The sequence below is a fragment of the Thermofilum sp. genome (genome assembly GCF_038871435.1).
GTDB lineage: Archaea > Thermoproteota > Thermoprotei > Thermofilales > Thermofilaceae > Thermofilum > Thermofilum adornatum.
Map to the genome: position 1 here is coordinate 99,776 of NZ_JAVZIC010000002.1, position 22,392 is coordinate 122,167.

Here is a 22,392-nt window from a genome sequence, read left to right on the forward strand (position 1 = left end):
TGTTGGGGAATAGTGCCATCGTGGCTGGTGAAGGCTTTCCTGGAGGAGCTAGGAATAACTGGTTGGATGTTCTCTGGGAAAAGTGGCTATTTGTGTGGTGGTTGGAACCAGTCCCATGGTTTGCCTGTTCGTGGGTCGTCTTTTTTGCCGTTGATGGTCTTGGGGACTATTTGTGGGTCGTTCCATGGGCGTCTTTCTTCGTCTGGGTTTTGGTAGTCGTATAGCTTGTTTACGAAGTATATGAGGTAGACTGGTTCTTGGCCTATTGCCTTGAAGCCGTGCCAGTAGTGTCCGGGTATGCGTAGTATTTGTGGCTTGTCTCCGCTTAGGACTACTTCTAGCAGGGCTTGTGTGGTGTCGTCGTATGCGCATATCTTTGCGTATCCTCTGGCTACGAAGAAGTAGTCTACTTGGCCTCTTAGGTGGCGGTGCCAGGCCCTTACTATTCCTGGGAATGTTACTGAGAGGTTTGCCTGTAGGAGCTTGTCGTCGCCTAGCAACTGGTCCCAGTCGGCGCGGATGAGCTCGTGGAAGAGGCCTCGCTCGTCTACGAAGCGTTCTAGCTCTGCGAGCCTTGCTCCTGGGAGGGCTAGCTCCCTAACGTTTTTTAGTGCCATCAGGGACGCCTCTTTTCGAGGTACTCTTTTACGAAGTCTTGGAGGGCTTTATGGTTTTCGTGTGTGTAGCCCAGTAGCCTGTTGGCCTTGGAAGTGTCTAGGCTGGAGTCTCTTGGCCTCCTGGCCAGCCAGTGCTTCATGTCCTGGGTTTTTGCTGGTTTGACTAGGTTTTTGGGGACGCCAAGTATGTCGGCTATTGTTTGGGCGAATTCGTACCTGTTTGTCCTTTGTCCTGCCACGTGGATTGTGCCGAGGGGACGCGTGTCTAGTATCTTTAGTATCGCAGAAGCTAGGTACCTGTTGTATGTTGGGGATACGTATTGGTCTACGAGTGCTGGGACTTCTTCTCCTCTTGTGAGCTTGTCTGCGACGTATTCTGCGAAGCTTTTCTTGCTACCGCCTAGGCCGTATATGGCGCTGGGCCTTATGATTGTGTATGGGACGTCGCTTGTCCTGACTATTTCTTCTGCTACGAGCTTTGTCAAGCCATAGTAGTTGACTGGGGCTGGGAGGTCTTCTTCCCCGTAGTTTCCCTTTTCTCCGTCAAAGACGTAGTCTGTTGATATGTATATTATGTGGGCGTTTACGGCCCTAGCGGCCCTCACGGCGCTCCTGGTTGCTTCTACGTTTGTTTTCCATGCCTTTTCTTTTTCTATCTCGCACTTGTCTACGTCTGTCATGGCGGCGCTGTGTATTATTGCGTGTGGCTTCTCTTTCCACGCGAGATCCTCAAGCAAATAGCCCCTGGAGATGTCTATCTTGACCCATTTTACGCCCTGTATTTGTCTCGGCTCGTGGGTATTATATGTGGCAATAACGCTGTGGCCGTTCTGTGCAAGCATTTCTACTAGGACTGAGCCTAGTAGCCCGCTTCCACCAGTAACGAGTACCTTCATCTTGTCCCACCCCACGGGGTGTCTTTTGTGAAGAACTCGTCTCCTAGGAGGGGTCTCCACCACCACTCGTTTGCCTTGTACCACTCGATTGTTTTTCTGAGCCCGTCTAGCCAGGGTGTCTGGGGCTTCCAGCCTAGGCTGAGTACCTTGTCTCCCCTCATCGCGTATCTCTTGTCGTGTCCGGGCCTGTCTGGGACGAATGTTATGAGACTGTGGGGCTTGCCGAGGAGCGTGAGTATGTCTTGTATGACTTGGATGTTTGTTTTGGGGTTTAGTCCTGGGAGGTTGTATGCCTCGCCGTCTCTGCCTCTGAGTATTATTGTTTCCAGGCCCCTGGAGAAGTCTTCGACGTAGAGCCAGTCCCTCTCCTGGGAGCCGTCGCCATAGACTGGTATCGGCAAACCGTTCAGTGCGCGTAGGATTGTTTTGGGTATTAGTTTTTCTGGGAACTGTCTGGGCCCATAGTTGTTGGAGGGCCGGACTATCCTTACGGGTAGGCTGTATGTTCTCCAGTATGCTTGGCAGAGGAGGTCTCCGGACGCCTTGCTGGCGCTGTATGGGCTACTGGGCTTGAAGGGGGCTTCCTCTGTTACTGGTTCGCCTGATATGTCTCCGTATACCTCGTCTGTGGATATGTGTATGAGCTTGGGGCCGTCGTGTCTGCGTAGAGCCTCGAGTATAATGTATACGCCCTTGACGTTTACGTCTATGAATATGGAAGGGTCCTTTATGCTCCTGTCTACGTGGGTTTCGGCGGCAAAGTGTACAACGTAGTCTGGCTGGAAAGCTTTAAGGGTCTCAGTGAATTTTTCTTGGTCTAGGATGTCTCCCTTAACTATCTTGACCCTCGAGGTGTCCAGCTCTTTTAGGTTCTCTATTCTGCCGGCGTAGGTGAACTTGTCGTATACGAGGATCTCTGCGTCTGGGCGCGAGGCATAGATGTAGTGTACAAAGTTTGAGCCCATGAAGCCTGCCCCGCCGGTAACGAGTAGCCTCATATCTCGATCACTGATTTTTCTCCGACTATTAGTTTTAGGCCTTTGGGCTTTGAAGAATTGCTTCTGATTATTGCCTCTGCGCCTATAATGCTGTCTGTGATCCTTTCTGGTATGTCTTCTAGCTGGACCCCGTCCATGAATACGCTGTTCTCTGCCTCTACCCGTGTGAACTTGCAGTTTCTGCCTATGCTCGTGTAGGGACCAATGTAGGAGTCCTCGATGACTGTGCCCGAGCCTATGAATGCGGGTCCCCTTACCGTGCTGTTCCTAATGGCCGCGCCCTCCTCTATGTAGACCCTGCCCTCTACGCTTGAAGCCTGAACCTGGCCTTTGACCACTTTTTCCCTGTACTTCGCGTCTAGGAGAAGCCTGTTGGCCTCCAATATGTCTTGTGGAGTCCCCGTGTCTTTCCACCAGCCCCTGATCACGCCGTACTCGACCTTGAGTCCCCTATCGATGAGCCCCTGGAGCGCGTCTGTTATCTCTAGCTCGCCCCTCCAGCTCGGCCTTAGGGACTCGATGACCCCGAAGACCTTTGGGGACCTAAAGAAGTATATGCCGACGAGTGCTAGGGTGCTTGGCGGTATCTTTGGCTTCTCGATGAAGCCTACAAGCCTCCCGTCCTGGAACTTGGCTACGCCGAAGCGCTGGGGGTTCTCTACCTCTGTCAGGAGGACCATTGCCTCTGCATCGGTTTCCTCGAACTTTTTGGCGAAGTGTGTTATGCCCTCGAGTATCACGTTGTCCCCGAGGTAGACGACGAAAGGCTCGTCACCCACGAAGTCCCTTGCAAGGTATACTGCGTGTGCAAGGCCGTAGGGGTATCCCTGGTAGATGTAGGTGAGGTTCAAGCCTAGCCAGGAGCCGTCCCCATAGTACTCTACGACCCTCTCGGGAGCTAGGTTTCCAAGTATGATTGCGACGTCCCGTACTCCTGCTTCCCGTAGGTCTTCTAGGACCCACTGTGAGACAGGCTTTCCAGCAATACGGAGAAGCTGTTTGGGCCCTGTGTGCGTTAGGGGTCGGAGACGTGTGCCTAGGCCCCCGTGGAGAACGACGCCCTTCATAGGGGAAAATATCTAAGCCATAATAATAAATGTTTTGAGTTTTTCTATGATGCGAAGTTTTAATTCTTCGAATAGCCATACGATTATTGAATAGAAACTTTTATTGCTCTCTATAGTGCACCTTGTTCTTGCTCTGGGCAGAGCGTTGCATGCCTAGAGTTTTTTGTTATTTGGGGCTATTCACTGTTGGGAGGTCTGGGAAGGTTGCCTGGTTTCGTTGTTAGGCTTTACTGATGTGATTTGCAGGGATAAGTGTTAGCGGTGGTTAGGAGTGGAAGAGGATTCTCAGTATGAGTGGTACAAGTATTGTTGAGATTAGTGTAGCTATGATGGCGACCCGGGATGCCTTGACGACGACGTAGAGGTCGCTTATCCTCCTATTTACATCGTTGATCCTCGCGTCTACGTAGGATTTCAGCTCTTCTATGTCCTCCTTTGTGGCCATCTCTCTAGATAATGCTAGGAGCATTGCCTTTCTGAGGTCTCTGTGTCTTAGGGCCTCGGGCAGGAGCTCCTCAGCCAAATTCCTCCTAAGTTCCTCGTCTCTCCTAAGCTCCTCTAAGAGCTGCCTGCCTATAGACATGCCCAACAAGATGTTACAGTAAGTCAATATATAAGTATGACTGAGGTGGATGACTCTTCACATCCCATGCTTTTAGCACGCAACTCGATAGCCTAAGAGCTCACGAAAAGGAGAAAAAACCTGCTGGCAACTCCTCCTAGCACTAGCCACGGCACTGTCCCTGGGAATAGTGCGCGCCTAGGCTCTAGGCACTGTGTGCACGGTTTCAGGTTTTTTACTCAGCATTCTCTAGCGCCTTTTTGACCGCTTCTCTGTGTATTGTTGTTTGCTGGGCTATGTGCTTGCCGATGCCGAGGTCTAGGTTCCTTTCGGGTGGTGGCTCGTCGACCCAGAGGCACGTTCTGCCTGATTTGTTGCATGTGGCTGAGTTTTCTTGGAAGGGATGTTATCATGTAAGCCTCTTCTGATGGTAATTATGGTCCTCTGAGGTGTATGTGTATTCATGGAGGTGTGAGGGGTCTCCGATTTGTTGGGGCTTTTTCTTTGTTTTCAGTATTGGATGTTTGAGGCGGTGTGATAGGCGAGTGGAACTTTCGGAAGGGTTTAAGGTTGCTATCAGTGGTGTGTTTTTGTATCTCTCGATCCTATTTTTTCGTGTGAACCTGAGGGGGGAGTTTCTAAGGCTTCTAGACGAGGATAGGGAGTTCAGGCTGATGGTAGCCGGGAAGCTTGGGTACGGCGATGTCCTGAGGAGGCTGGAGAGGCATGACAGGAAATTCAACAAGGTAGTCAACGAAATAAAGAAGTTTAGGGAAGACTTCAACACCGAGATGAGTAAGCTGAGAGGAGACTTTAACGCTGAGATGAAGAAGCTTAGGGAGGACTTCAACAAGTTAAGTATGAGGGTTGAGGTTACCATTGGGAGCATGGGAAGGGGGTGGGGGGAGGATCTTGAGAGGATGGTGCTTGAGATATTCAGGGAGGAGCTAGAAAAAAGGGGGATCGAGCCTGGCAAGGTGGAAAAGCTGAGGTTTACGGATAGGGATGGGAGCATTACTGGGGTGAGGGGGAGGATTGTTGACATAGATGTCTCTGTTAGGGATGGGAAGCTCTACTTGGTGGAGGTGAAGTCTAGGGCTGAGCTGGACCATGTCGAGGCTCTTTACGAGAAGGTGAGGGCTGTCGAGAAATACTTGGCGAAGAGCGTGAGCGGGGTGTTTTTGGTCGCCGTGAACGTTGATAAGGAGGCTTATGATAGGGCTAGACAGCTGGGTATAGAGGTTATATGCGGAAGCATAATAGAGTAGGCGACGTGTTTGTGTTATCAGCGTATTTTCGCATGGGAGGACTATTCTTGAAGCGCTTTCACGTGTGTTTTACGTAAGAGCGTGCGCTAATAAGGAAGGCTTAAGCGTGTGTTGACTCGCTGTACTGGAGGGCCGTTTTGTTTGCGTGTAGCTCTACGTCTCCCCGGTGTTGGCTCGTGGTTGTGGAGAGTGAGCGCTGTGCTTTGGCTGTTGGTTTTTTCGCTGGGATGAGTCTGTTTGCCTCTAGCTCTTTAATGCTCCGTGCTTCTAGACCTTTTTGGCGCGCGCTACTTCTTTTCGGCGATCCTCTGGGCTTCTGTAACCATTCTATCGATGCTCGGCAACCTCCTCCTGACATCTTCGGCGTCGAATTTTGCCTCGTGGAAGCCCCAGACGTGGAGCGCCCACGCAGTGTCCCATGAGGATCTGAACCAGTCGCCCACCTTGTCGGATATGCTTAGAACGGCCTTCTCGAGCTTCCCGAGGCTCCAGGTTCCACTCTTCTCTACATCTTCAAGGATATCCTTTAAGTTGAAGTGTGTTGTGAGCGCCTTGACGGCCTCCTCCGCGACCTTGTAGAGTTTTTCACTGGCCTGGACGGGGTCCGTGTCGATGAGATTCTTTCCCTCTTCTAGGTATCTCACAGCTAGTTCTAGGTGGGACTCTGCGGCTGCGTGGGGGTCGGGTTCCAGCATACTGACTAGAAAATCGACTACAAGGGGCTCTGGGTCCAGGTTTCTCCTCTTGGGATCCTCAGCTAGTCTTCTAGGAATCGTCAGGCTCATAATCCTTTATCACTATCTAGTGAATCATATATTTTGAATTAAAGGCTACCGACAATGCTTGATTCTTCAGCTTTCAGTATATTTGTTTATAGATTTTTGGTAGAAAGTAGACAGGGGCCTTCCAATTTAAAGATATTGGCCCCTTCCCTTAACGCGATTCGTTGTTTTCGGCAAGGACCTTTCCTAGTTAAGATTGCGGGTCGTCTCATTTACGATACTTTTGCTAGGGTATGGCCAAAATTTGCCTACAGCTTTGCGGGCCTCCTGTGTGAAATCCTTATAAGCCTTGGAGCCATAATTTAAGGGGGCGTGGCGTGGACGATGTAATCAACATGGCTGTTATCCTACTCTCGATAGCTTCTTCGTCAGCCAGCCTAGGATACTGGCTTGCAAAACAGTTTGGAAAAATTGACGCTAGGTTCAAAGAGGTAGAAGCGAGGCTGGATGCCCATGATACTAGGCTGGCGGGCCTCGAGACAACTGTGAAGAGCATGGATTCCAGGCTTAAAGGCGTGGAGACAAGGCTGGAAGCCCACGAAGCTAGGTTGGAAAACATGGAGAAGAGGCTTACAGATGTTGAGAATACTGTAAGGGAGATAAATACTAGATTAGGGAGCGTGGAAAACAAGCTTACAGGAGTTGAGACAACGGTGAAAAATATGGACGCCAGGTTAAGGAACGTGGAAAGCAGGCTGGCAGGTATCGAGGAGGATGTAAAGGATATATACGCTAGACTGGGGATTCTCGAGACCACAACAAAGAGCCTGCAAGCCAAGCTTGGTGAAGTCGACAGTAAAATTGATGGCGTAAGTACCAGGCTGGACAAGCTCGAGAAGGGAATCTTCGGCTTCAACGAGCTCCTATTGAAGGTCCTGGAGGAAAAAGGCGTAGTAAGCAGGACTGAGGCGTTAACGCTTCTAGTCGCTCTCAGGGGAATGATCCCCGGCTCAAGGTCGAAGTACTACACTAAAGAGGTAGAGAACAGGCTCAGAGAGCTACTAAACAAGGACCCAGACACATTCACCATGGACGACATAAGGGAGCTCGAGGACATAGCCGAAATAATGGAAAAAGAATACACAGTGTCCGGCAGAAAAGAGCTCCTCGACTACGCCGCCAAGCTAAGAATCGGGGCCCTAGTCTTCAAGATAGTCTTCGTCGAGCCAAAAATGAGAAAACTCCAGGAATGGCCACTAAGCCCCTAGAGCGTTTTCTCCGGACATACTCGAAGAAGCATGTGAAGGAATAATTCGTTTCGCGGGTTAGAATAGAGGGGCGAAGGGGATACTCTAGAAAGTCTCGTCTTTTGTGGACCAGTTATCTTTGGCTCGAGGCGAGGTATAATATTAGCGATAGTGCGGCTATGACCTCCTTGTCATCAAGCGTCTATGGGGGCGCTGTGCTATCCATTCTTTAACGCTTCTGCGAAGGCAATTCAGCCAAATCTTTCACGGGGTTCTCCAAAGCCTACCTGCCTATAGACATGCCCCTGCAACTATTGCACAAGCTCCTATGTAATTCAGCCATTGTCTACTGCCTCGTAGTTGCTTCAAGAGATTTTCTAATCTTTGCGGAGAACACTTTCACGATTGGTTCTAGGAGATTTTTCTAGGCATTCCATATCTCTATTCCAGCCACGTTTCCGTCCTCTGCAATCTCAATTAACACGTCGTCGTCCGCCTCTACAGTGTCCTTTATTGGACCCTCCCTGATTATTATGTATAGTATGTCTGCTTCTGGGTCGTAGTTTACCCTCATCTTGCCTCCACCTACCTACCTCTTTCCACGCGTTTACTTATAATCGCGCGTGCGCGCGCTTAAAGCCGCGGTTATGTCCTCCTTTTTGAGCTGGGGGTAGTTATCGAGGATTTCCTCGGTTGTCCAGCCGTTTGCGAGTAGGTCTAGGATGAGCTCTACAGGTATTCTTGTGCCCTTGATTATTGGTTTTCTGACCAGTATTTCAGGGTCTACCGTTATTCTACTCTTTCAGTCCTCCACTTGACCCCTATACTGTAAAGTATTACAACATTTTAAAAAACCTGTTGCATCTGATGATGCTATATGTCTAGTGTCCAGAGAATGACTCAGCTTTCTATGCAATGGGGTTTCCCTCTTGCATCAACTTTCATTTTCCGACTTCATGTCTATTTCCCCATTTAATTAGGGGTCAGCATGGCTATTTGGAAACATATCCTGTTTTCACCGTGCAAATTCTTCTAGTGCTTTTTTGACTGCTTCCCTGTGTAGGGGCGTCTGCCAGGCAATGTGTCTGCCTATGCCTAGCTGTGGGTCTTTCTCTGGTGGGGGCTGGTCGACCCAGAGTTGTGGGTCTCTAGATGCCAGGGTGTCTACGATGAGGTTGAGGTCAACAAGTTTGTCGAGGAGTGGTAGCTTTTCTCTTGTGAAGAGTTTGTCTGGGTCCTCTGTTGCCTCGGCTAGCCATTCCCGCTCTTGCGGGTTTAGCGAGAGTATAAAGGCTGTTAGCCGCTTTTTTGAGGCGAGCTCGCCTACAGTTGTGTTGGAGTCCCATTTTTTCTCGTAGAGGATTGAGAGTATCCTGGGGTTGCCGCCTGTCAGGCTCCATGCTTTCTCGTAGTCTGGCTTGGGGTGGGGTAGTTTCTCGTAGAGTTCTTGGAAGCCGTTTTTAGGCATGTTCCAGATAGGCATTAGATTTGCCCAGAGATGCTTGGCTATCTCTCTCCTGGAAACGCCTTCGCTTGTCGCCACAATTGCTACGATGTTTTCGTAGTCATAGAGTGGGTGCTCTATCATGTTTAGTAGCCCCTTGACGTATGCCGCGGCGTTTTGAACCCCAATGACCTGGAAGACGTCGTCCGCCAGGACAGCGATCTTTCTCTTTTTTCTCTTGAGGGCTTCACGTATAAAGTCGAACACTGCCCAGGCTACCCTACCAAGGGAGTCTTCTGAGAGAGCTCTCTGGGCTAGGTCTAGGAAGGCTTTCCTTATGTCTGGCTCCTCGATGTCTGCCTCGAATATTCGGTCAAGTGGGTAGAGGTGGAAGACTGTGTAGCCGGCATCTTTAAGTACGTGGGAGGCCTGGCGTAGGAGCGCTGTTTTGCCGCATCCCTCGGGGCCAAAAATGACTATAGGCTGGATTGTGCCTCTTTCAGCCCACTCTTGGACTTGGGCTAGCGCTTTTTCTCTGTCTGTGAACTCGACGAGTAGACCAGCGAGTCGGAGCTTGACTCTTCGCATATATGGGAACCCGTTGGCATGCGACTTTTATGTATGTCTTGAGATGGCCTTTCTTAGGCCTTTCGCTATGTGTTTGCTTGCTGGGACGCGTCAGGGCTCTTTGATTGTTTTGTTTTGGCTGGGTTGTTTATGTGGTTTCTGTGTATAGTAGTTCTAGTGCGCGGCAGATGTGTGTAAAAGATCTGCATATTGTTTGTGGATCTGTTTTGTCTATTTTGTCTAGACACAGTGCTATGTCGTTGACTATTTGTTTGGCGTTTGTTGCTCCTTTTGGGACGGATAGTTCCATGAGGTTAATGCAGTGGTCTTCAAGAGTGTGCTTGGTTAAGCGTAGTCCTGGGTCGCCGTTTACGGCGATTATGAGTCTTATTTTTCTCCCGTTTACATGTATGTTGGACATGAAGACTTGGCTAGACGTGTTGTCTCTTTTGGTGCCTGATAGCTGGAGCTGGAGGTCTCCTTTGCGCGAGAGTATGCTGTCGACTAGGCTTCTTGTTCTTTTTTCAGCTGTGTCCTCGTCCGCGTCAATTATTACAACGATTGCCTTGAGTTTTCTCGAGAGTTTTGAGAGCAAGAGCAGGGCACTGGCTAGGAGTGGGATGTTTTCTTTTCCCTCCGCGTCTGTGAAGGCGATAACTGGCTGCTTGTCGGTTTTCGGTAGTTTTTTCTCTATTTTTCGGAGGATCTTTTTTGCTACTTCTGTGTCGCTTGCGCCCTCGCATAGGACGATTGCGTCTAGGCCTTTAATCTTGTCATGTATCACTTTGTAGAAGGATTCCTGGTGGGGCTTTAGCTGGAGTATATGCATAGCTTATAGTATGTGGAGCATTCTTGGGTCTAGTCCTATTTTCTGGAGGGTTTCAAGGTCCGGCTCCTCTATGGCTCGTACGTCTACGTAGCCGTCTTTGCCTCTCTCCATGTAATAGATTCTCAGGCCTAGGCCCAGCTCTTTTGAGATTTCTTTTGCGATGTTTAAGAGCTCGATACTATGTGTCGTGATGAACAGCTGTAGGCGTTGCTTTTTCGCCGTTTTGAATGCGAACCTCGTGAATGTAGCTAGGCCTCCGGGGTGCTGGTGTGCCTCGGGGTCTTCTATTAGGACGGCTGTGTCGCTTGCTAGGAGTAGGGGGGACGCGTATAGTATCGCCATTCTTGCGCCGTCTCCCAGAGAGTCTATTTCTACTGTTGTTTGTGGCAGGGCGAACGCGAGTACAAAGCCTTCACCACTTGGCTTATAGAGGATACTTTCAGCTGTGGGCTCGTATTCCTCTCGTATAAATTCTAGTATTTCTTTGTCAAGCCTCTTGTCGAATATCTTTCCCCACACCTTTTGCTCGAGCTGGCTCACCGTGAACCTGTTATCGAGTAGAACTGCGTTTTCAAGGTACGTTATCTCTTCCGCGGCAAATGAAAGAACTTTTTCCTTGAGGCTGGTTTTGTAGCTAGTTTTTGTTTTAGGGTTCCATGCATCGCCGGTGCTAGAGAGATATAGCTTTCGGGCGTGGTGGTATTCAGCAATTTCAGGGATTCTCTGCCGTGAAACTTCAATTAATACAGGAGAGTCAACTTTTGAAGGATTATACATGTATGGAAGCTTAAATATCAACTCGTTTGGTTTGTTTTGGGATTTGAAGTTGAAGTTTATCTCGATCTCTTCATCGGTTTTTTTGTTGAACCAGAGTGTATGTTTGTAAGTTGTCCATTTTCCTCTGCCACCTCTCCTTGATATGACATATTCGTGTTTTGGCATGTCTCTTATTTGGTCTTCTGGCTCTGCCCAGGACGAGGCGAGGTAGATTGCTTCTAGTATTGTGGATTTGCCTGCGCCGTTTTTACCTATAAAGATATTTATGTCTGTTAGGTTGTTTACTGTGCATTGCTTGATTCCTCTTAGGTTTTTGATTGTGATTGACTCTATCAATTTGGACACTTTGTGTTTAGTTTGTTTGGCTGGTTTTTAAGAATTCTGCGTTTGGACGTGCCAAAGCTGATTCTACTGGTGTCGATCTTGATGAAGACAGCGCGTAGAAATTGGGAATCCAAAGGGCGTTATGGTTCTTCAGATGTGATGGTCTCGTTCTAAGTTATTTCTACAATTTCTCTTTTTGGGGCTTTGATGATTTCCTCGAGAATATCTTTGAGTACCCCGATTGCTAAGGACTTTTAGTATTTTCTCCTTTGTAACTCCTAGGTTCTTTAATCGTTTGAGCTTTTCTTCGGCATGTGCAGTGAACTTTATCTCTTTACCCCCATGCTTAACCTCTGTAGAATAGGGGTGTGTTTTGATAGGAGTAACCTAGCGCCAGGACTATGCCATGGGTCGCCCTCCTAAGGGCTTCAGCTACTTGTACAGCTCCAATAGCGAGCGCCAGCTGGATCTTTTTGGCTAATAGTTTTAGGCCCTCCTCATAGGCCTTTATCATTGTTGCCTTGGAGGGCCAGACTTTCTCGAGGATCCTGAGTATAGCCTCGCGTAGGGCCGGGCTTTTAATAGCTTTAAGCCTCCTAGCCAAAAGGAGGATTGCCCTCTCCTCCGGCCTGAGCCTCCAGAAGGCTCCGAACCTCAGCGAACGCTTGTAGGCGGCGGAAACGAGGCTAGGCGTGATTTGGATCTGAGAAAGCGTTGGAGGCACAGGCGCAGAGGTAGAGGACGGCATACAAGCTGAAACTATTTAGGAAATTATAAATTTTTTCTAGGTGGCTTCATTCATAGGTTTAGTCTTACCCTGTTTTTTGTCCTCTGAGACATATATGTATCGATGGAGCGCGCGCACCCTGGAAGCTTTTGGAGAAGTGGCTAAGGTGTAGCTTATCCTTGGGTAAGTTGTGAGAGGCGAAGTGTGAATTCTTTTGTGAAAAGCCAAGCTTTAGGAGGAAAAGTGGAGAAAAGAACTATTTTGTAACTAAGTTTTCGATAGTTTTCATGTCTTCTTCGAGGTCTAGTAGCTGGATCATGACCCTGTGCTTTAACTCGAATAGTTGGGCAGGGCTTTCCACGATTATTGGCTTCCCGTCTAGAGCCTCTAAGGCGTGTTCTGGGGACAGGGAATCGAGGCAGACGATGTCTACCTTTTCTTCGGGGACTCCGAGTGCCTCGGCTATGTCTACGGCTAGCTCTCCGAGCTTGTAGAGATCGCATCGTGGCTCCATGAGGACTGCTATGTCGTAGTCTCCTTTTAGTATGTAGCCCTTTGTCCTGCCGCCGTAGAGGAGGGCAATGGCAACTCTGCCCTTCAACACTTGCCTCAGCTTTTCCACTAGCGAGTCCGTGTCTTCGCTTAGGGGGTCTATGGGCTTGGTTTCGAGGCGTCTCATTATTATGGAAGCTATTCTTGGAGCATCTGTTTTGAGCCTCTCTGCAAAGGTAGATACCTTTTCCCTGCCAACGTCTGCATAGGCACGTACAAGGATGTTTCTTAGACCAGCCATAGACCTCAGCTTGGAGGCGTCCTCTTCATCTAGGATCCCGAGATCCCTCAAAATGTAGCCTATCTCGGAATATGCTCTAGGCCTCTGGCGTCCCAGAGCAGAAATTACCATTAGACCAAGATCGAGAGGGGCCTGTATGGTTAGCTGGATTAGCCTCTCTAGTCCCCTATAACTGTTTTCTGTTTCCATCTCTTCTACGAGTTCCTCCACTAGGCTGAACTGCTTCTTGATTCTCTCGAAAACATCCACGGAATGAAACCTATGGTTCAAGTGGTTCGCACAGTTATTAAAATCTACCTAAAAGAACAAAACCCAAATTTGTGTATTTAGATTTTGAAAGTGTCTTTGTGTGGTCTTTTCGTGTGGTGGCATGTTGGAGTGCGCTATCTATGTGATTTAGTTATTTTAGACTCTTTACTGGTTTCTGCGCATTGGTTTCGTAGTTTGCTTGTCACCCTCGATTATTTTTTGTGCCTCCAGAACTATGCTCTCGATGTCAAGGAGTCTCATTCTTACGTCTTCTGTGTCAAGTTTTGCCTCGTGGAAGCCCCAGACGTGTAATGCCCATGCGGTGTCCCACCATGACCTGAACTGGGATCCTAGTTTCTGTGAGATTTTTACTACGGCTTTTTCGAGTCTAGCAATGCTCCATCTTCCATTTTTCTCGACGTCTTCGAGGATTTCTTTGAGGTTAAGGTATGTTGCAAGGGCTTTGACGGACTCTTCTGCCGCTTTGTAGAGTTTTTCGCTTGACTGGGCGGGATCTTTCTCTATGAGCCTTTTTCCCTCTTCTAGATATCTTAATGCTAGTTCGAGGTGGGACTGGGCCGTTGCTTCGGGGTCTAGTTGTAGTAGCCTTGCAAGATAGTCAATTATGAGTGACTCTGCGTCGATGCCTCTCTTCTGGAGCTCCTCAGCGATCCTCCTGGGGACCACAACTGCCATATTCTAACATTATAAATTGCTTTCAGACTTAAAAAGCTGGCTAGGGATTAGGCTTTTTGATTTTCCAAATTAAGGCTTTCTCTAAATGCCTTTTAAAGGTGATTGCATCTATATAGACGCTGACTTTTCTCGGGATGTATTAAATGATTATAAACATCCACTAGTTATTTTTCTCAATTGAATTTCTCTAGGTCTTACTTAACCTTAATCAAGGGTCGCAGTGGTTTTTACGAAAATTAGTTGCAGAGAGGTGTGAGATGGGTTTATGGGGAGAATAGTAGGATTAGGAGTAGTGCCAGGGGGACTGTGAGCTCGTCTAGTACAGAGGTTCTGGTAGAGGCTTCAATGGCTGTAGCTGTCAGTGACGCTAGGAGTGAGGTTGGGAGCTGTAGGCCAACTATGAGGCAGGAAGATATGCTTGTAGCTAGCATTGCTAGGGATCCGGAAAGTGTCTTTCTCTTGTTGAATGGCCATCTTGGTCCATCTATTGCTTTTCCTGTTATCGCGGCGGCCGCGTCTCCGAGGCTTGATATCATTATTGCCGCTACTGCGCGACGGGGTTCTAGGAGGATTATTGTGATGAGGGTTAGGAGCCAGAAGTAGATTGTGCCTGTGAAGTATCTGCCTTGTCTTTCTTCTGGGCGGGCCATTATCTTGTAGGTGTCGTATGCTATTGGGACTTTAATGTTGAGGCCTTTCCTTAGGGATATCTCGTTGAGGGTGTAGAGTAGGAGGAAGAATGCAGAGATGATGACCCCCGCTAGCCTGCCTATCCAGATGATTACTGGGTATGCTAGGAAGCCTGGTATTACATGTATGCTTTTCCTCTTGAGCTCTGCTGAGACTTCGCTTTTCATGGTTTCACCCGAGGAGGAATGCGAGTAGACCCATAAATAGGGGGATTTTCAGTATCCTGGTGGCTCTCCATGCATTGGCTACTGGGTTCCTCCATAGCAGTCGTAGTGAGTAGAGTATCGGCAGGTCTACGCCTAGAAGGGCGAGGGCGAGGTATCTCGTGCTGTAGCCGAGGAAGAGTGCCGGGAGGGGGCTTATTGCTACAAGGGCTAGAAGGACAGCTCCGCTCGCCTGTATGGCCGTCCTGGGACCATGTTGGACGGCTATTGTCTTTATGCCGGCCTCGGCGTCGCCCTTTATGTCTTCTAGGCTTTTCGCGAGTTCTCGTCCAAGAATAATCGTGAATGCGTAGATGCTTGGGAGAATTGATAGCTGTGGTTTTGGAGATGCAACTCCTCCATAAATGATGTTTAGGGCAGAAAGGAGAGATACTAGGATATTTCCTGGGAGACCACTACTCTTGGCTCTCCACGAGTAAATGAAAAGTAAGAGGAAACTAGCTACTGCTAGGGCCCCGCACACCAGTGACACGGATATGCTTGAGGCGATCCCAAGGGAGGCGAGAAGAAGCCCTAATGTTAGACCTTGCCGTGGAGTGATTATGCCTCTGGCCAACGGTCTCCAAGGCTTATTTACCTTGTCGACCTCCAAGTCGAAAAAGTCGTTTATAATGTTCCCCCAGGCTCCAAGCATGGCGGCGCCCAGAAACAGTAGAGACGCTTTTAAGGGGTCGCTTCCTCCTCCAATCGTGTAGCCCACTAGGGCGGCGAAACCGATTATTAGGCAGTTTCCAGGACGAAGAAGGTCGATCGCCCCAAGTATGGTACGAGTTGATCTGTCCATGAATCCCTTTTATTACTTCAGCATATAGTCAAAAAGCTTTCTTTCCATTGGATTAAGGGTAAGAATACAGTGGTTCTGTCAGCGAAAGAAGTTCATTAGGGGACTTAAAAGATAAAAGTTTTAGAGATTTTCTCAGGGCTTTTTAGATTTTGATATGTCGTCGTGTTGAGGGAGCTTAGGGCTTTTGGGGCTAGTCTATTATTCTTCCTATTATTAGTTCTATGTTTTTCTCTTTTGCTTTTCTCTGTATTTCTTGGGCTACGTCTCTTTTGGCTGTGAGGATTACTAGTATTTTTTTGGGCTCCTTTGCGTACCTTGTTTTTGCTAGTTCTGCTTTTTTGAGGAGCTTGTCGGCTTCCTGGGGTGTATCTGCGTGTGCTGTTACTTCGCCAACTATGAGGGGGTCTTCTAGGAAGATGTCTATTTCTTCGCTGTCTATGACTTTTCTTGTGAGCTCTAATCCCTGGGGTATCTGGCCTGACTTTTGGAGGCTTGCTGTTAGGAATTTTCTTACGAATTCTTCAAAGGTTATGCCTGCGAACTTGCTTAGCTCGGCGAAGCCTGCTATCATCGCGCTTGCCAATGAATCGACGCGTTCCTCTAAGGAGCCTACACGTTTATCTAAAGAGTCGACTTTTTTCTCTAAGGAGTTTACACTTTTCTCCAAAGAGTCTATCCGTTTCTCTAGAGAATCCACACGTTTATCTAAGGAGTTTACGCCTTTTTCTAGAGAGTCTACACGGTTGTCTAAAGAGTTAACGCGGTTTTCTAGCCTGCTTTGGGATTCCCGGATTTCTTTGAGCTGTGCCAGTATTTCTTTGAATTTCTCTTCGTGTCTTGCAAGTATCTCCTCGTGCCTATTAAGTATAGAGACTATTTCTTCAAACTTCTCGTCGTGTTTCTGGAGTCTTTTTAGTATCTCGTCGTAGCCAATCATGCCTGCTACTGCGTAGCGGAATTCTTCGTCTGTTTTGAGCAGGGCTAGTATCTTTGTTTTGAGCTCGCTTAGCTCCATCATTTGACCACTCTCTATTTTCTATAATCATCACTCTGATATATATTTAAGGTGGTCAGTTCCAGATCTATTCCTTGGGAGCTTGCCACATTTTTTCCCGAGAAGTAAAACAACATCATCTTTTGTATATCTTCTACTATTTAATAGCGTGTGCTAATTGTTTCTTTAGAGACCAACCTAAAGTGCTCTTTATAAGGCCGAGCGGGTGCTTGTTAATATTTTTCTCTCTCGTTGTTTAGGGTTTCTAGTGCTATTTTGTGGAGTTTTTGTTGGTCTATTGTTGTGGCTTGGCTTGACTGTCTCTTGAATGATTTTGCGACGAGTATGTATTCTTCTTTCCTTGTGTCTTTTTTCCAGCCGAATAGTGTTGTCTTCTTTTTGAGCTTGTCTAGCTCGGTTTCTGGGTCTACGTCGGAGCTGTATTTGAATTCTATGAAGTAGGCTTTGGCTGTTTCCTCGTCTATTGCTATGAGGTCTATCTCTGTGTCTCCCTTCCACCACCGGCCTGCCCTCGTGTGTTTGATTTTTTGGAGGACTAGTTCTCCTGCGACTTGTTCGAAGACTTGGCCTAGGTACGTGTTGAAGTTTTTCCGGAAATATGTTTCGGCGTGTGTCTTTAGTCCCGACTCTATCTCCTCGTAGAACGGGTATATGAACCTGAGCCAGAAGGCGAAATAAGGCTCCTTGACCCTGTATGTGCCGCGTTTGCCCTCGAGCAGGGGCTTTTCGTAGTAGACGTAGCCGAGGTCCCTGAGGACGCCTAGGTAGTATGGTAGCTTGTGTGGCTCTATGCCTGTAACGTGTGAGATCTCGCTTAGCCTTGTCCTGCCGCCTGCAATGGCCTCGAGTATCTGGAAATAGCGGTGCGGCTCGGGCAGTTCCTCCTCTATTATGAGCTTCGCGTCGCGGAAGGGCAATATGTCGGGGTTAAGCATTACTTTTTCGACTTCGTCTCCTGTACACTTCGAGAAGAATTCAAGGTAGCGTGGAACCCCGCCCGTGGCCCCGTAGACAGCTATTGCCCCGTCAAAGGTTGCGCCGGGGAACCATTCGAACAAGTGGTGGAAGCGGAGTGGCTGGATCTTTTTTACGAGGTCTAGGCGTCCATAGAGTGGGCTCCTGTATCCCAGGAGTTTAGACTCAATAGCTGAGATTGTTGAGCCAGTCAATACTAGTTTCTTTGTGTCAAGGATGATGTCCACGATGCGTTGGAACTGTGGAAGAGCCCCCGCCTTTACTAGGTACCCGAACTCGTCTATGACTACTATGTCTACGTCGCTTCTGCCCTCGATGAAGCGGAAAAGCTCCTCGAAGTCTCTGAACCTCAAGCCTGGAACGCTGAATCTCTCTGACAATTCCTCGGAAAACTTTGCAAGGTTGTATTCGAGGGTCGAATCCGCGGCTAGGAGATAGACAGCTCTCTTATTCTTTATGAACTCTAGGACGAGCCTGGTTTTTCCGACTCGCCTCCTTCCAAATATAAGGGCTACTCTTCCCTTGTTATACCACTCATCAAGGGCCTTAAGCTCTTCCCTCCTGTCAATTAGATGTTTCATAATATAGTTAAAACTATTATAGTCTAGACTATAAATTTTTTCATTTCATTTTGGATGTCCCATAACATGAGACCGATGGTTTTTGAGGGAATATACCTGGGTTAAATGTGAGCTCCGGGGAAAAAGGAAATATGGCAGGGTAGGCACCCAAAAAGTAAGGTTTTAGGTTAGTATTTTGTAGTATCTTGAAAACCTCGTGTGCTGACTCTGAGGAGAAAAAAGCTATGCCATTGCTAGCTCTTCTAGTAGGTCGCTTAATCCTACTATTTCGAGGGCGGTTATTTCGCCTGTTTTCTCTTCGATAAATATCGTTGCTATGGTCCTTGTTGGGAGGGGTTCGCCGGCCTCTATTCCTTGGGGCTCTTTGAACCTTACAAATAGCAGGTCATGGGTGTCGTCTAGGTAGACCTCTATAACCTTCTTTGGCAATTTAATGTTGTACTTCCTCTCAATGAGGTCTAGTATTTTTTTCAAATCAAGCTCTAAGAGAGAAGCTATTCCCATTTTCTATTCACCTCTCCACCCATCTATTTTTCCTATATTTATCATATTTTTCTTGGCTTATAAGGTATGCTGTTACAGCAATTTTTCCAACAACAACTACGCAAAGAAAGTATGAATCTAGCCTTTTAAGAAGATATGTGACGTCGTCTCTGATTTTATCTTTATAAATTTTGTCAGGGTTCTTAAGGACTTGCCTTATAAAATTAGTAATTTCCTCCCCTGTCTCTAGCCCTAACATTTCTATCCAATCCTTGTGTCTTTTTATAACATGGCTTACAAATCTCCTAGAAACTCTTAGATCATGCATATTCTCTCCTGGTTATATCTTCCCAATATATAACGAAACTAACTATTTAATCCTGTTAAATCCAAGGATTCATACCTTTGAAGCTGGTTTTATGTCGAGCTATCCTTGTATATCGATTTCTAGCCCTGCTCCCCCGTCGCCGTATTTGTCCTTGTAGCTGTTTGCGAGGTAGTTCCTGATTGTGTCGCCGCTACAGTGTATAGGGTAGATCTACTCGGCCCCAATTTCCACTAGTCGTGAAGCGACTTCTTTAATATCCTGGAGAGGTGCCCCGAACATGTGGAATCCCCCGAGCACGAGGTATGGCTTCATGCCTAGGTCTCTAACTGCCTGGTTAACGAGGTTCACAACCCCGGGGTGGCTGCAGCCGACCAGTATGGCTAGTCCCTTGCTGGTCTTGACGGCGAGCGCCTCCTCGACGGGTGGTCCATAAAGGGGCTCGACGACGAATACCCCCTTCGCCACCTCGACAGTGCTGTTTACCTGTATGGGCTCTAGGCCGAGGCTTTGGACATAGTTTTTGAGGCTTCGGTCTGGCGGTATATATACTCGGAGCCCGGGCTTAATAGAAGAAAGGAGCTTCAGGCCCCCTGTATGGTCCCCGTGCGGGTGGCTGATAACTATGAAGTCTATCTTGCTTAGGTCTATTCCTAGCTTCTCGGCGTTTCTCTCGAGTACGCCGGGGTCCGGCCCCGTGTCGAAGAGCAGCTTGGTCTGACCGGTCTCGAGATAGACTGCGAGGCCCCACGCCGTCTCTAGGCCTTCCTTGTAGGGATTGTTATCTACGAGGACAACTAGGCGCACATACCCGGCATACTCCCGAGACTCGTTGCCAGCATGTTTTTCGGGAACATTGGAGGCTCTTCCCAGCATGTAGAGTAGGGCTCCAAAGACACCTATGCATACAATAAGAATTGCAATGGGAAAAATCCATTTATACACATAGTAAAGTAACTTTGTCATGTATAAATAGTTTTGGACGATGTCTCAAGAGATGTTGGCATGTATATTTTTATAGGTTTAGGTTTCCTAAAATAATTTGAGCAACTCTTCCCTTGTTAGACCTGCTTCTTTAATAATCCGAGTGAGTAAGCCTCTACCGATCTCCTCGCCTTTATGGACAAGTATTACGGTTACTCTTCCGTCCTCATGTTTAAGAATAATGTGGCCCCCTTTTTGCCTTACTGGTTTAAAGCCTACTTTCATAAGAACCTTTATGACCTTATCGGCTGGAACGGGTCTTAAGCTCACTAACACCGACCTCAATGAACTGTATGCTGACGAGTTCTCTTCCCATTTCCACAGATGACCCCTCAACTTCAAGATAAAGTTCGATGGCTTCCTTGACCCTTTCCAGGAGCTCGTCTAGGGTTTTAGCCTGCGTGTGACAGCCGGGTAGCTCTGGGACGTAGGCGACATAGTAACCATCCTCGTCTTTTTCAATAACTACGCTGAACCTCAAACTTCTCAATTACTTTTAACAAAAAGTAGTATTTTAAACTTAGCAAGGCGAATGGGCTACCTTTTCTCTGAGACGTGGAAACATATCAAAATAAAGCTTCTGGGGGATTTGCTCTGGAGATTTAAGTTAATACCGTGCATCTTCAGAAGTTGTCTCGAAGGGCATTTTTGGTATGTAAAGGGGTCTGGTTTTATTTTTCTCTCTCTTGTAGCTTAAAGATGGCTGTGTAGCCGCTGTGGATCCTGTGCAGCGATTGTTTCCATTGGTTGTGGAGGGCTATTTCTCCTCTGAGCCCTGTGCAGTGGCCTGCGTGGACTTCGGTGGTATTGAGCGAGGCGAGTTCCCTTGTTATTGTCTCTAGTTCTTGGTCTGTGGCTTGGCCCGTGTGCAGTCCGCCTATTATGGCTATTTGCTGTGCTCCTGTTAGTTGTTTTGCTTGTCGGGCTATGTTCGCTATTCCTGAGTGGCTGCATCCAGCTATTACTATTGCCGTGTCTTGGAGCTTTATGGCTATGCCCGTGTCGTCCAGTAGCTTGTCTGGGACTACTTCCCCGGCTTCCTGTGTATAGAACCCCCTGGTTGCGTAGGAGTTGTCGCTGGTCCTGGGTATTTCTCCTAGGAACCATATGTCTGGAGCTAGCTCGAGGGGCTTCCTGGTTAGGACTGGCTCTAGGCTGGTGATTATTTTTTCCCACTGGGTGCTAGTGAGGGCCAGGTTGAAGCGCATGAAGCCTTCTCGCGAGGAGTAGCTGGGCTTTACGACGTCTGGGTGTGCGACTAGAGGCTTGGCTTTGATCTTGTCTAGTATTTGGGACAAGCCGCCGGCGTGGTCGTAGTGCCTATGAGAGAGGACAACTGCATCGATGTCTTCGAGCAGTATTTTTAGCCCCTGTGCATTCCTGAGCAATACTTCTCCTGTCTGGCCAGTGTCAAAGAGGAGCCTATATGTTTCCCCATTGTCGTAGACTGCTTTGACATGGATGCTTAGGCCGTGCTCTGCAAGTAGCCTTGTCATGCCGGAATAATCGTCCACGAGAACCGTCAGGTGGAGCTCGAGCAATCGTGGTCTAGGCACATAAACTCACTCATAAAGCTTCTATATATTTGTTGCACAGCAAGACAATTACTTTTAAACACTTCTATAGGCTGTGGGAAAACCTTCCCGGGACCTACTCGATTACTGCACCAGCGACTACGTCTATGCCTAGGGCTTGGGCCCTCTCATATGCGTCCTTGTCTATGTTTACAGCGACGATGATGAGCTTGTCTGCTTTTCTGCCGATGATCTTCTCCACTATTCCTGCCTTGTCGAGGAACCATTCGACGTCTTCTAGCTCCGCCCTCGACTTGACCTCTATGAGTACAGTTGTGTCGTTGTGCATATAGATGTCTACCTCTATTTTTGCGCCTCTCCGGTAATATTTGCCCTCGACGTCTTCATAGGTAAATTTGGCTACGTTTTCAGGCTTGATTCCCTTTGTCTCGAGTGCTTGCCTATAGATCTCTAGCACTGTGCGTTCTAGGTCTGAACCCCACCTTCTCCCCATGGAGCCTATAACAACTTTGAGCTCTGCTAGTGATTTACCTTGCTCTTGGAGTTGCCTAGAGTGCTCCTCCAGCATTTTGCTGTGTTGCTGTAGAATCTTTGTGTGTTCCTCCAGGACTTTCCTATGCTCTTCTAAGAGCTTTCTTTGCTCTTCAAGTATTTTGCTATGTTGCTCTAGGATTTCGCTGTGTTCCTCTAGTATCTTGCTGTGTTCTTCGAGTTTTTTGAAAACTTGCTCCCATTTCTTGTCGTTCTCTTCCCATCTTTTATTGTTCTCCTCCCATCGTTTTCTGTTTTCTTCCCATCTTTTTTCTTCTAGTTCTAAGTGGGCTTGGAAGTCTTGCCGGAGCTTTTTCAGCTCTTCGAGTATAGTGTTTAAGCCGAGGAGCCCAGCTACCGCCAGTCTAAATTCTTCGTCTTCTCGCAAAGTATTGAGAAATCTGAGTTTTTCTTCTTTTGACAGCATCTCACTCCTAATTTTTGTGGGTGAACTATCCTTTTAAAGTTGATGTAAGCATGTG

Annotated in this window: 27 protein-coding genes and 1 pseudogene; 2 read left to right on the forward strand and 26 right to left on the reverse strand. The window is 47.9% G+C overall.

The genetic code is table 11. The annotated features are described in order from the left end of the window. Positions 1-86: 86 nt before the first annotated feature. From QXT17_RS02975 to QXT17_RS03000, 6 genes and pseudogenes are all read right to left on the reverse strand, one after another. Positions 87-617, reverse strand: coding sequence for a dTDP-4-dehydrorhamnose 3,5-epimerase family protein (locus QXT17_RS02975; protein WP_342783765.1), 531 nt, complete (start codon positions 615-617; stop codon positions 87-89). Beyond that, positions 617-1,513, reverse strand: coding sequence for a dTDP-4-dehydrorhamnose reductase (gene rfbD, locus QXT17_RS02980; RefSeq protein ID WP_342783766.1), 897 nt, complete (start codon positions 1,511-1,513; stop codon positions 617-619). The genes QXT17_RS02975 and rfbD overlap by 1 nt, the downstream gene beginning before the upstream one ends. Then, positions 1,510-2,511 (reverse strand): dTDP-glucose 4,6-dehydratase, encoded by a 1,002-nt coding sequence (gene rfbB / locus QXT17_RS02985; RefSeq protein WP_342814448.1) that lies wholly within the window; start codon positions 2,509-2,511, stop codon positions 1,510-1,512. The genes rfbD and rfbB overlap by 4 nt, the downstream gene beginning before the upstream one ends. Beyond that, complete coding sequence (locus QXT17_RS02990; RefSeq protein WP_020963232.1) at positions 2,508-3,578, reverse strand: glucose-1-phosphate thymidylyltransferase; 1,071 nt, start codon at positions 3,576-3,578, stop codon at positions 2,508-2,510. The genes rfbB and QXT17_RS02990 overlap by 4 nt, the downstream gene beginning before the upstream one ends. A 265-nt stretch (positions 3,579-3,843) precedes the next feature. Next, a complete protein-coding gene (locus QXT17_RS02995; RefSeq protein ID WP_052886682.1) occupies positions 3,844-4,161 on the reverse strand; it encodes a hypothetical protein in 318 nt (105 codons plus the stop codon). Between the two features lie 214 nt (positions 4,162-4,375). Then, positions 4,376-4,495: pseudogene (locus tag QXT17_RS03000) on the reverse strand (AAA family ATPase); the annotation flags it as partial. A 190-nt stretch (positions 4,496-4,685) separates the two neighbouring features. Here QXT17_RS03000 and QXT17_RS03005 point away from each other — a divergent pair. Next, a complete protein-coding gene (locus QXT17_RS03005; RefSeq protein WP_148684581.1) occupies positions 4,686-5,408 on the forward strand; it encodes a PD-(D/E)XK nuclease family protein in 723 nt (240 codons plus the stop codon). Between the two features lie 287 nt (positions 5,409-5,695). Here QXT17_RS03005 and QXT17_RS03010 read toward each other — a convergent pair whose 3' ends face one another. Further along, the gene (locus QXT17_RS03010) at positions 5,696-6,193 is read right to left on the reverse strand and encodes a PaREP1 family protein (protein ID WP_020963229.1); all 498 of its coding nucleotides are present in this window, start codon (positions 6,191-6,193) and stop codon (positions 5,696-5,698) included. Positions 6,194-6,507: 314 nt separating this feature from the next. Here QXT17_RS03010 and QXT17_RS03015 point away from each other — a divergent pair, with 314 nt between their 5' ends. Next, positions 6,508-7,398, forward strand: a complete 891-nt coding sequence (locus QXT17_RS03015; protein WP_052885563.1) for a tropomyosin — start codon at positions 6,508-6,510, stop codon at positions 7,396-7,398. 403 nt (positions 7,399-7,801) lie between these two features. Here the strand turns inward: QXT17_RS03015 and QXT17_RS03020 are convergent, their stop codons facing one another. The 19 genes from QXT17_RS03020 to QXT17_RS03110 form a co-directional block, all read right to left on the reverse strand. Next, positions 7,802-7,951, reverse strand: coding sequence for a DUF2283 domain-containing protein (locus QXT17_RS03020; RefSeq protein ID WP_020963226.1), 150 nt, complete (start codon positions 7,949-7,951; stop codon positions 7,802-7,804). Positions 7,952-7,984: 33 nt separating this feature from the next. Then, positions 7,985-8,170 carry a DUF433 domain-containing protein gene (locus QXT17_RS03025; protein WP_148682235.1) on the reverse strand — a complete coding sequence of 62 codons (186 nt, stop codon included), beginning with the start codon at positions 8,168-8,170 and terminating at the stop codon, positions 7,985-7,987. A 222-nt stretch (positions 8,171-8,392) separates the two neighbouring features. Beyond that, a complete protein-coding gene (locus QXT17_RS03030; protein ID WP_052886681.1) occupies positions 8,393-9,409 on the reverse strand; it encodes an ATP-binding protein in 1,017 nt (338 codons plus the stop codon). Between the two features lie 127 nt (positions 9,410-9,536). Beyond that, complete coding sequence (locus QXT17_RS03035) at positions 9,537-10,217, reverse strand: DUF3226 domain-containing protein (protein ID WP_020963224.1); 681 nt, start codon at positions 10,215-10,217, stop codon at positions 9,537-9,539. A 3-nt stretch (positions 10,218-10,220) separates the two neighbouring features. After that, the gene (locus QXT17_RS03040) at positions 10,221-11,339 is read right to left on the reverse strand and encodes an ATP/GTP-binding protein (RefSeq protein WP_020963223.1); all 1,119 of its coding nucleotides are present in this window, start codon (positions 11,337-11,339) and stop codon (positions 10,221-10,223) included. A 325-nt stretch (positions 11,340-11,664) separates the two neighbouring features. After that, positions 11,665-12,066, reverse strand: a complete 402-nt coding sequence (locus QXT17_RS03045) for a hypothetical protein (RefSeq protein WP_020963222.1) — start codon at positions 12,064-12,066, stop codon at positions 11,665-11,667. A 235-nt stretch (positions 12,067-12,301) separates the two neighbouring features. Further along, positions 12,302-13,087, reverse strand: a complete 786-nt coding sequence (locus tag QXT17_RS03050; protein ID WP_020963221.1) for a type VII toxin-antitoxin system HepT family RNase toxin — start codon at positions 13,085-13,087, stop codon at positions 12,302-12,304. A 165-nt stretch (positions 13,088-13,252) separates the two neighbouring features. Then, positions 13,253-13,783, reverse strand: a complete 531-nt coding sequence (locus tag QXT17_RS03055; RefSeq protein WP_020963220.1) for a PaREP1 family protein — start codon at positions 13,781-13,783, stop codon at positions 13,253-13,255. A gap of 263 nt (positions 13,784-14,046) precedes the next feature. Then, complete coding sequence (locus QXT17_RS03060) at positions 14,047-14,640, reverse strand: diacylglycerol/polyprenol kinase family protein (RefSeq protein WP_020963219.1); 594 nt, start codon at positions 14,638-14,640, stop codon at positions 14,047-14,049. A 4-nt stretch (positions 14,641-14,644) separates the two neighbouring features. Next, complete coding sequence (locus QXT17_RS03065) at positions 14,645-15,481, reverse strand: geranylgeranylglycerol-phosphate geranylgeranyltransferase (protein ID WP_020963218.1); 837 nt, start codon at positions 15,479-15,481, stop codon at positions 14,645-14,647. Between the two features lie 190 nt (positions 15,482-15,671). After that, positions 15,672-16,499, reverse strand: a complete 828-nt coding sequence (locus tag QXT17_RS03070; RefSeq protein ID WP_020963217.1) for a hypothetical protein — start codon at positions 16,497-16,499, stop codon at positions 15,672-15,674. A gap of 209 nt (positions 16,500-16,708) precedes the next feature. After that, on the reverse strand, positions 16,709-18,052 hold the full coding sequence (locus QXT17_RS03075) for an ATP-binding protein (RefSeq protein WP_020963216.1): 1,344 nt from the start codon (positions 18,050-18,052) through the stop codon (positions 16,709-16,711). Positions 18,053-18,274: 222 nt separating this feature from the next. Next, positions 18,275-18,556: a hypothetical protein gene (locus QXT17_RS03080; RefSeq protein WP_020963215.1), complete on the reverse strand. Its 282-nt coding sequence runs from the start codon at positions 18,554-18,556 to the stop codon at positions 18,275-18,277. Between the two features lie 7 nt (positions 18,557-18,563). Beyond that, positions 18,564-18,863, reverse strand: a complete 300-nt coding sequence (locus tag QXT17_RS03085) for a hypothetical protein (protein WP_020963214.1) — start codon at positions 18,861-18,863, stop codon at positions 18,564-18,566. 210 nt (positions 18,864-19,073) lie between these two features. Then, complete coding sequence (locus tag QXT17_RS03090) at positions 19,074-19,805, reverse strand: MBL fold metallo-hydrolase (RefSeq protein ID WP_342814447.1); 732 nt, start codon at positions 19,803-19,805, stop codon at positions 19,074-19,076. Between the two features lie 87 nt (positions 19,806-19,892). Continuing rightward, on the reverse strand, positions 19,893-20,114 hold the full coding sequence (locus tag QXT17_RS03095; protein ID WP_020963212.1) for a type II toxin-antitoxin system HicA family toxin: 222 nt from the start codon (positions 20,112-20,114) through the stop codon (positions 19,893-19,895). Then, positions 20,086-20,325 (reverse strand): type II toxin-antitoxin system HicB family antitoxin, encoded by a 240-nt coding sequence (locus QXT17_RS03100; RefSeq protein WP_020963211.1) that lies wholly within the window; start codon positions 20,323-20,325, stop codon positions 20,086-20,088. Before QXT17_RS03100 ends, QXT17_RS03095 begins: the two co-directional genes overlap by 29 nt. Positions 20,326-20,515: 190 nt before the next feature. Then, positions 20,516-21,400: an MBL fold metallo-hydrolase gene (locus tag QXT17_RS03105; RefSeq protein WP_342814446.1), complete on the reverse strand. Its 885-nt coding sequence runs from the start codon at positions 21,398-21,400 to the stop codon at positions 20,516-20,518. A gap of 94 nt (positions 21,401-21,494) precedes the next feature. Then, complete coding sequence (locus QXT17_RS03110) at positions 21,495-22,337, reverse strand: DUF3782 domain-containing protein (protein ID WP_342814445.1); 843 nt, start codon at positions 22,335-22,337, stop codon at positions 21,495-21,497. Positions 22,338-22,392: the final 55 nt, after the last annotated feature.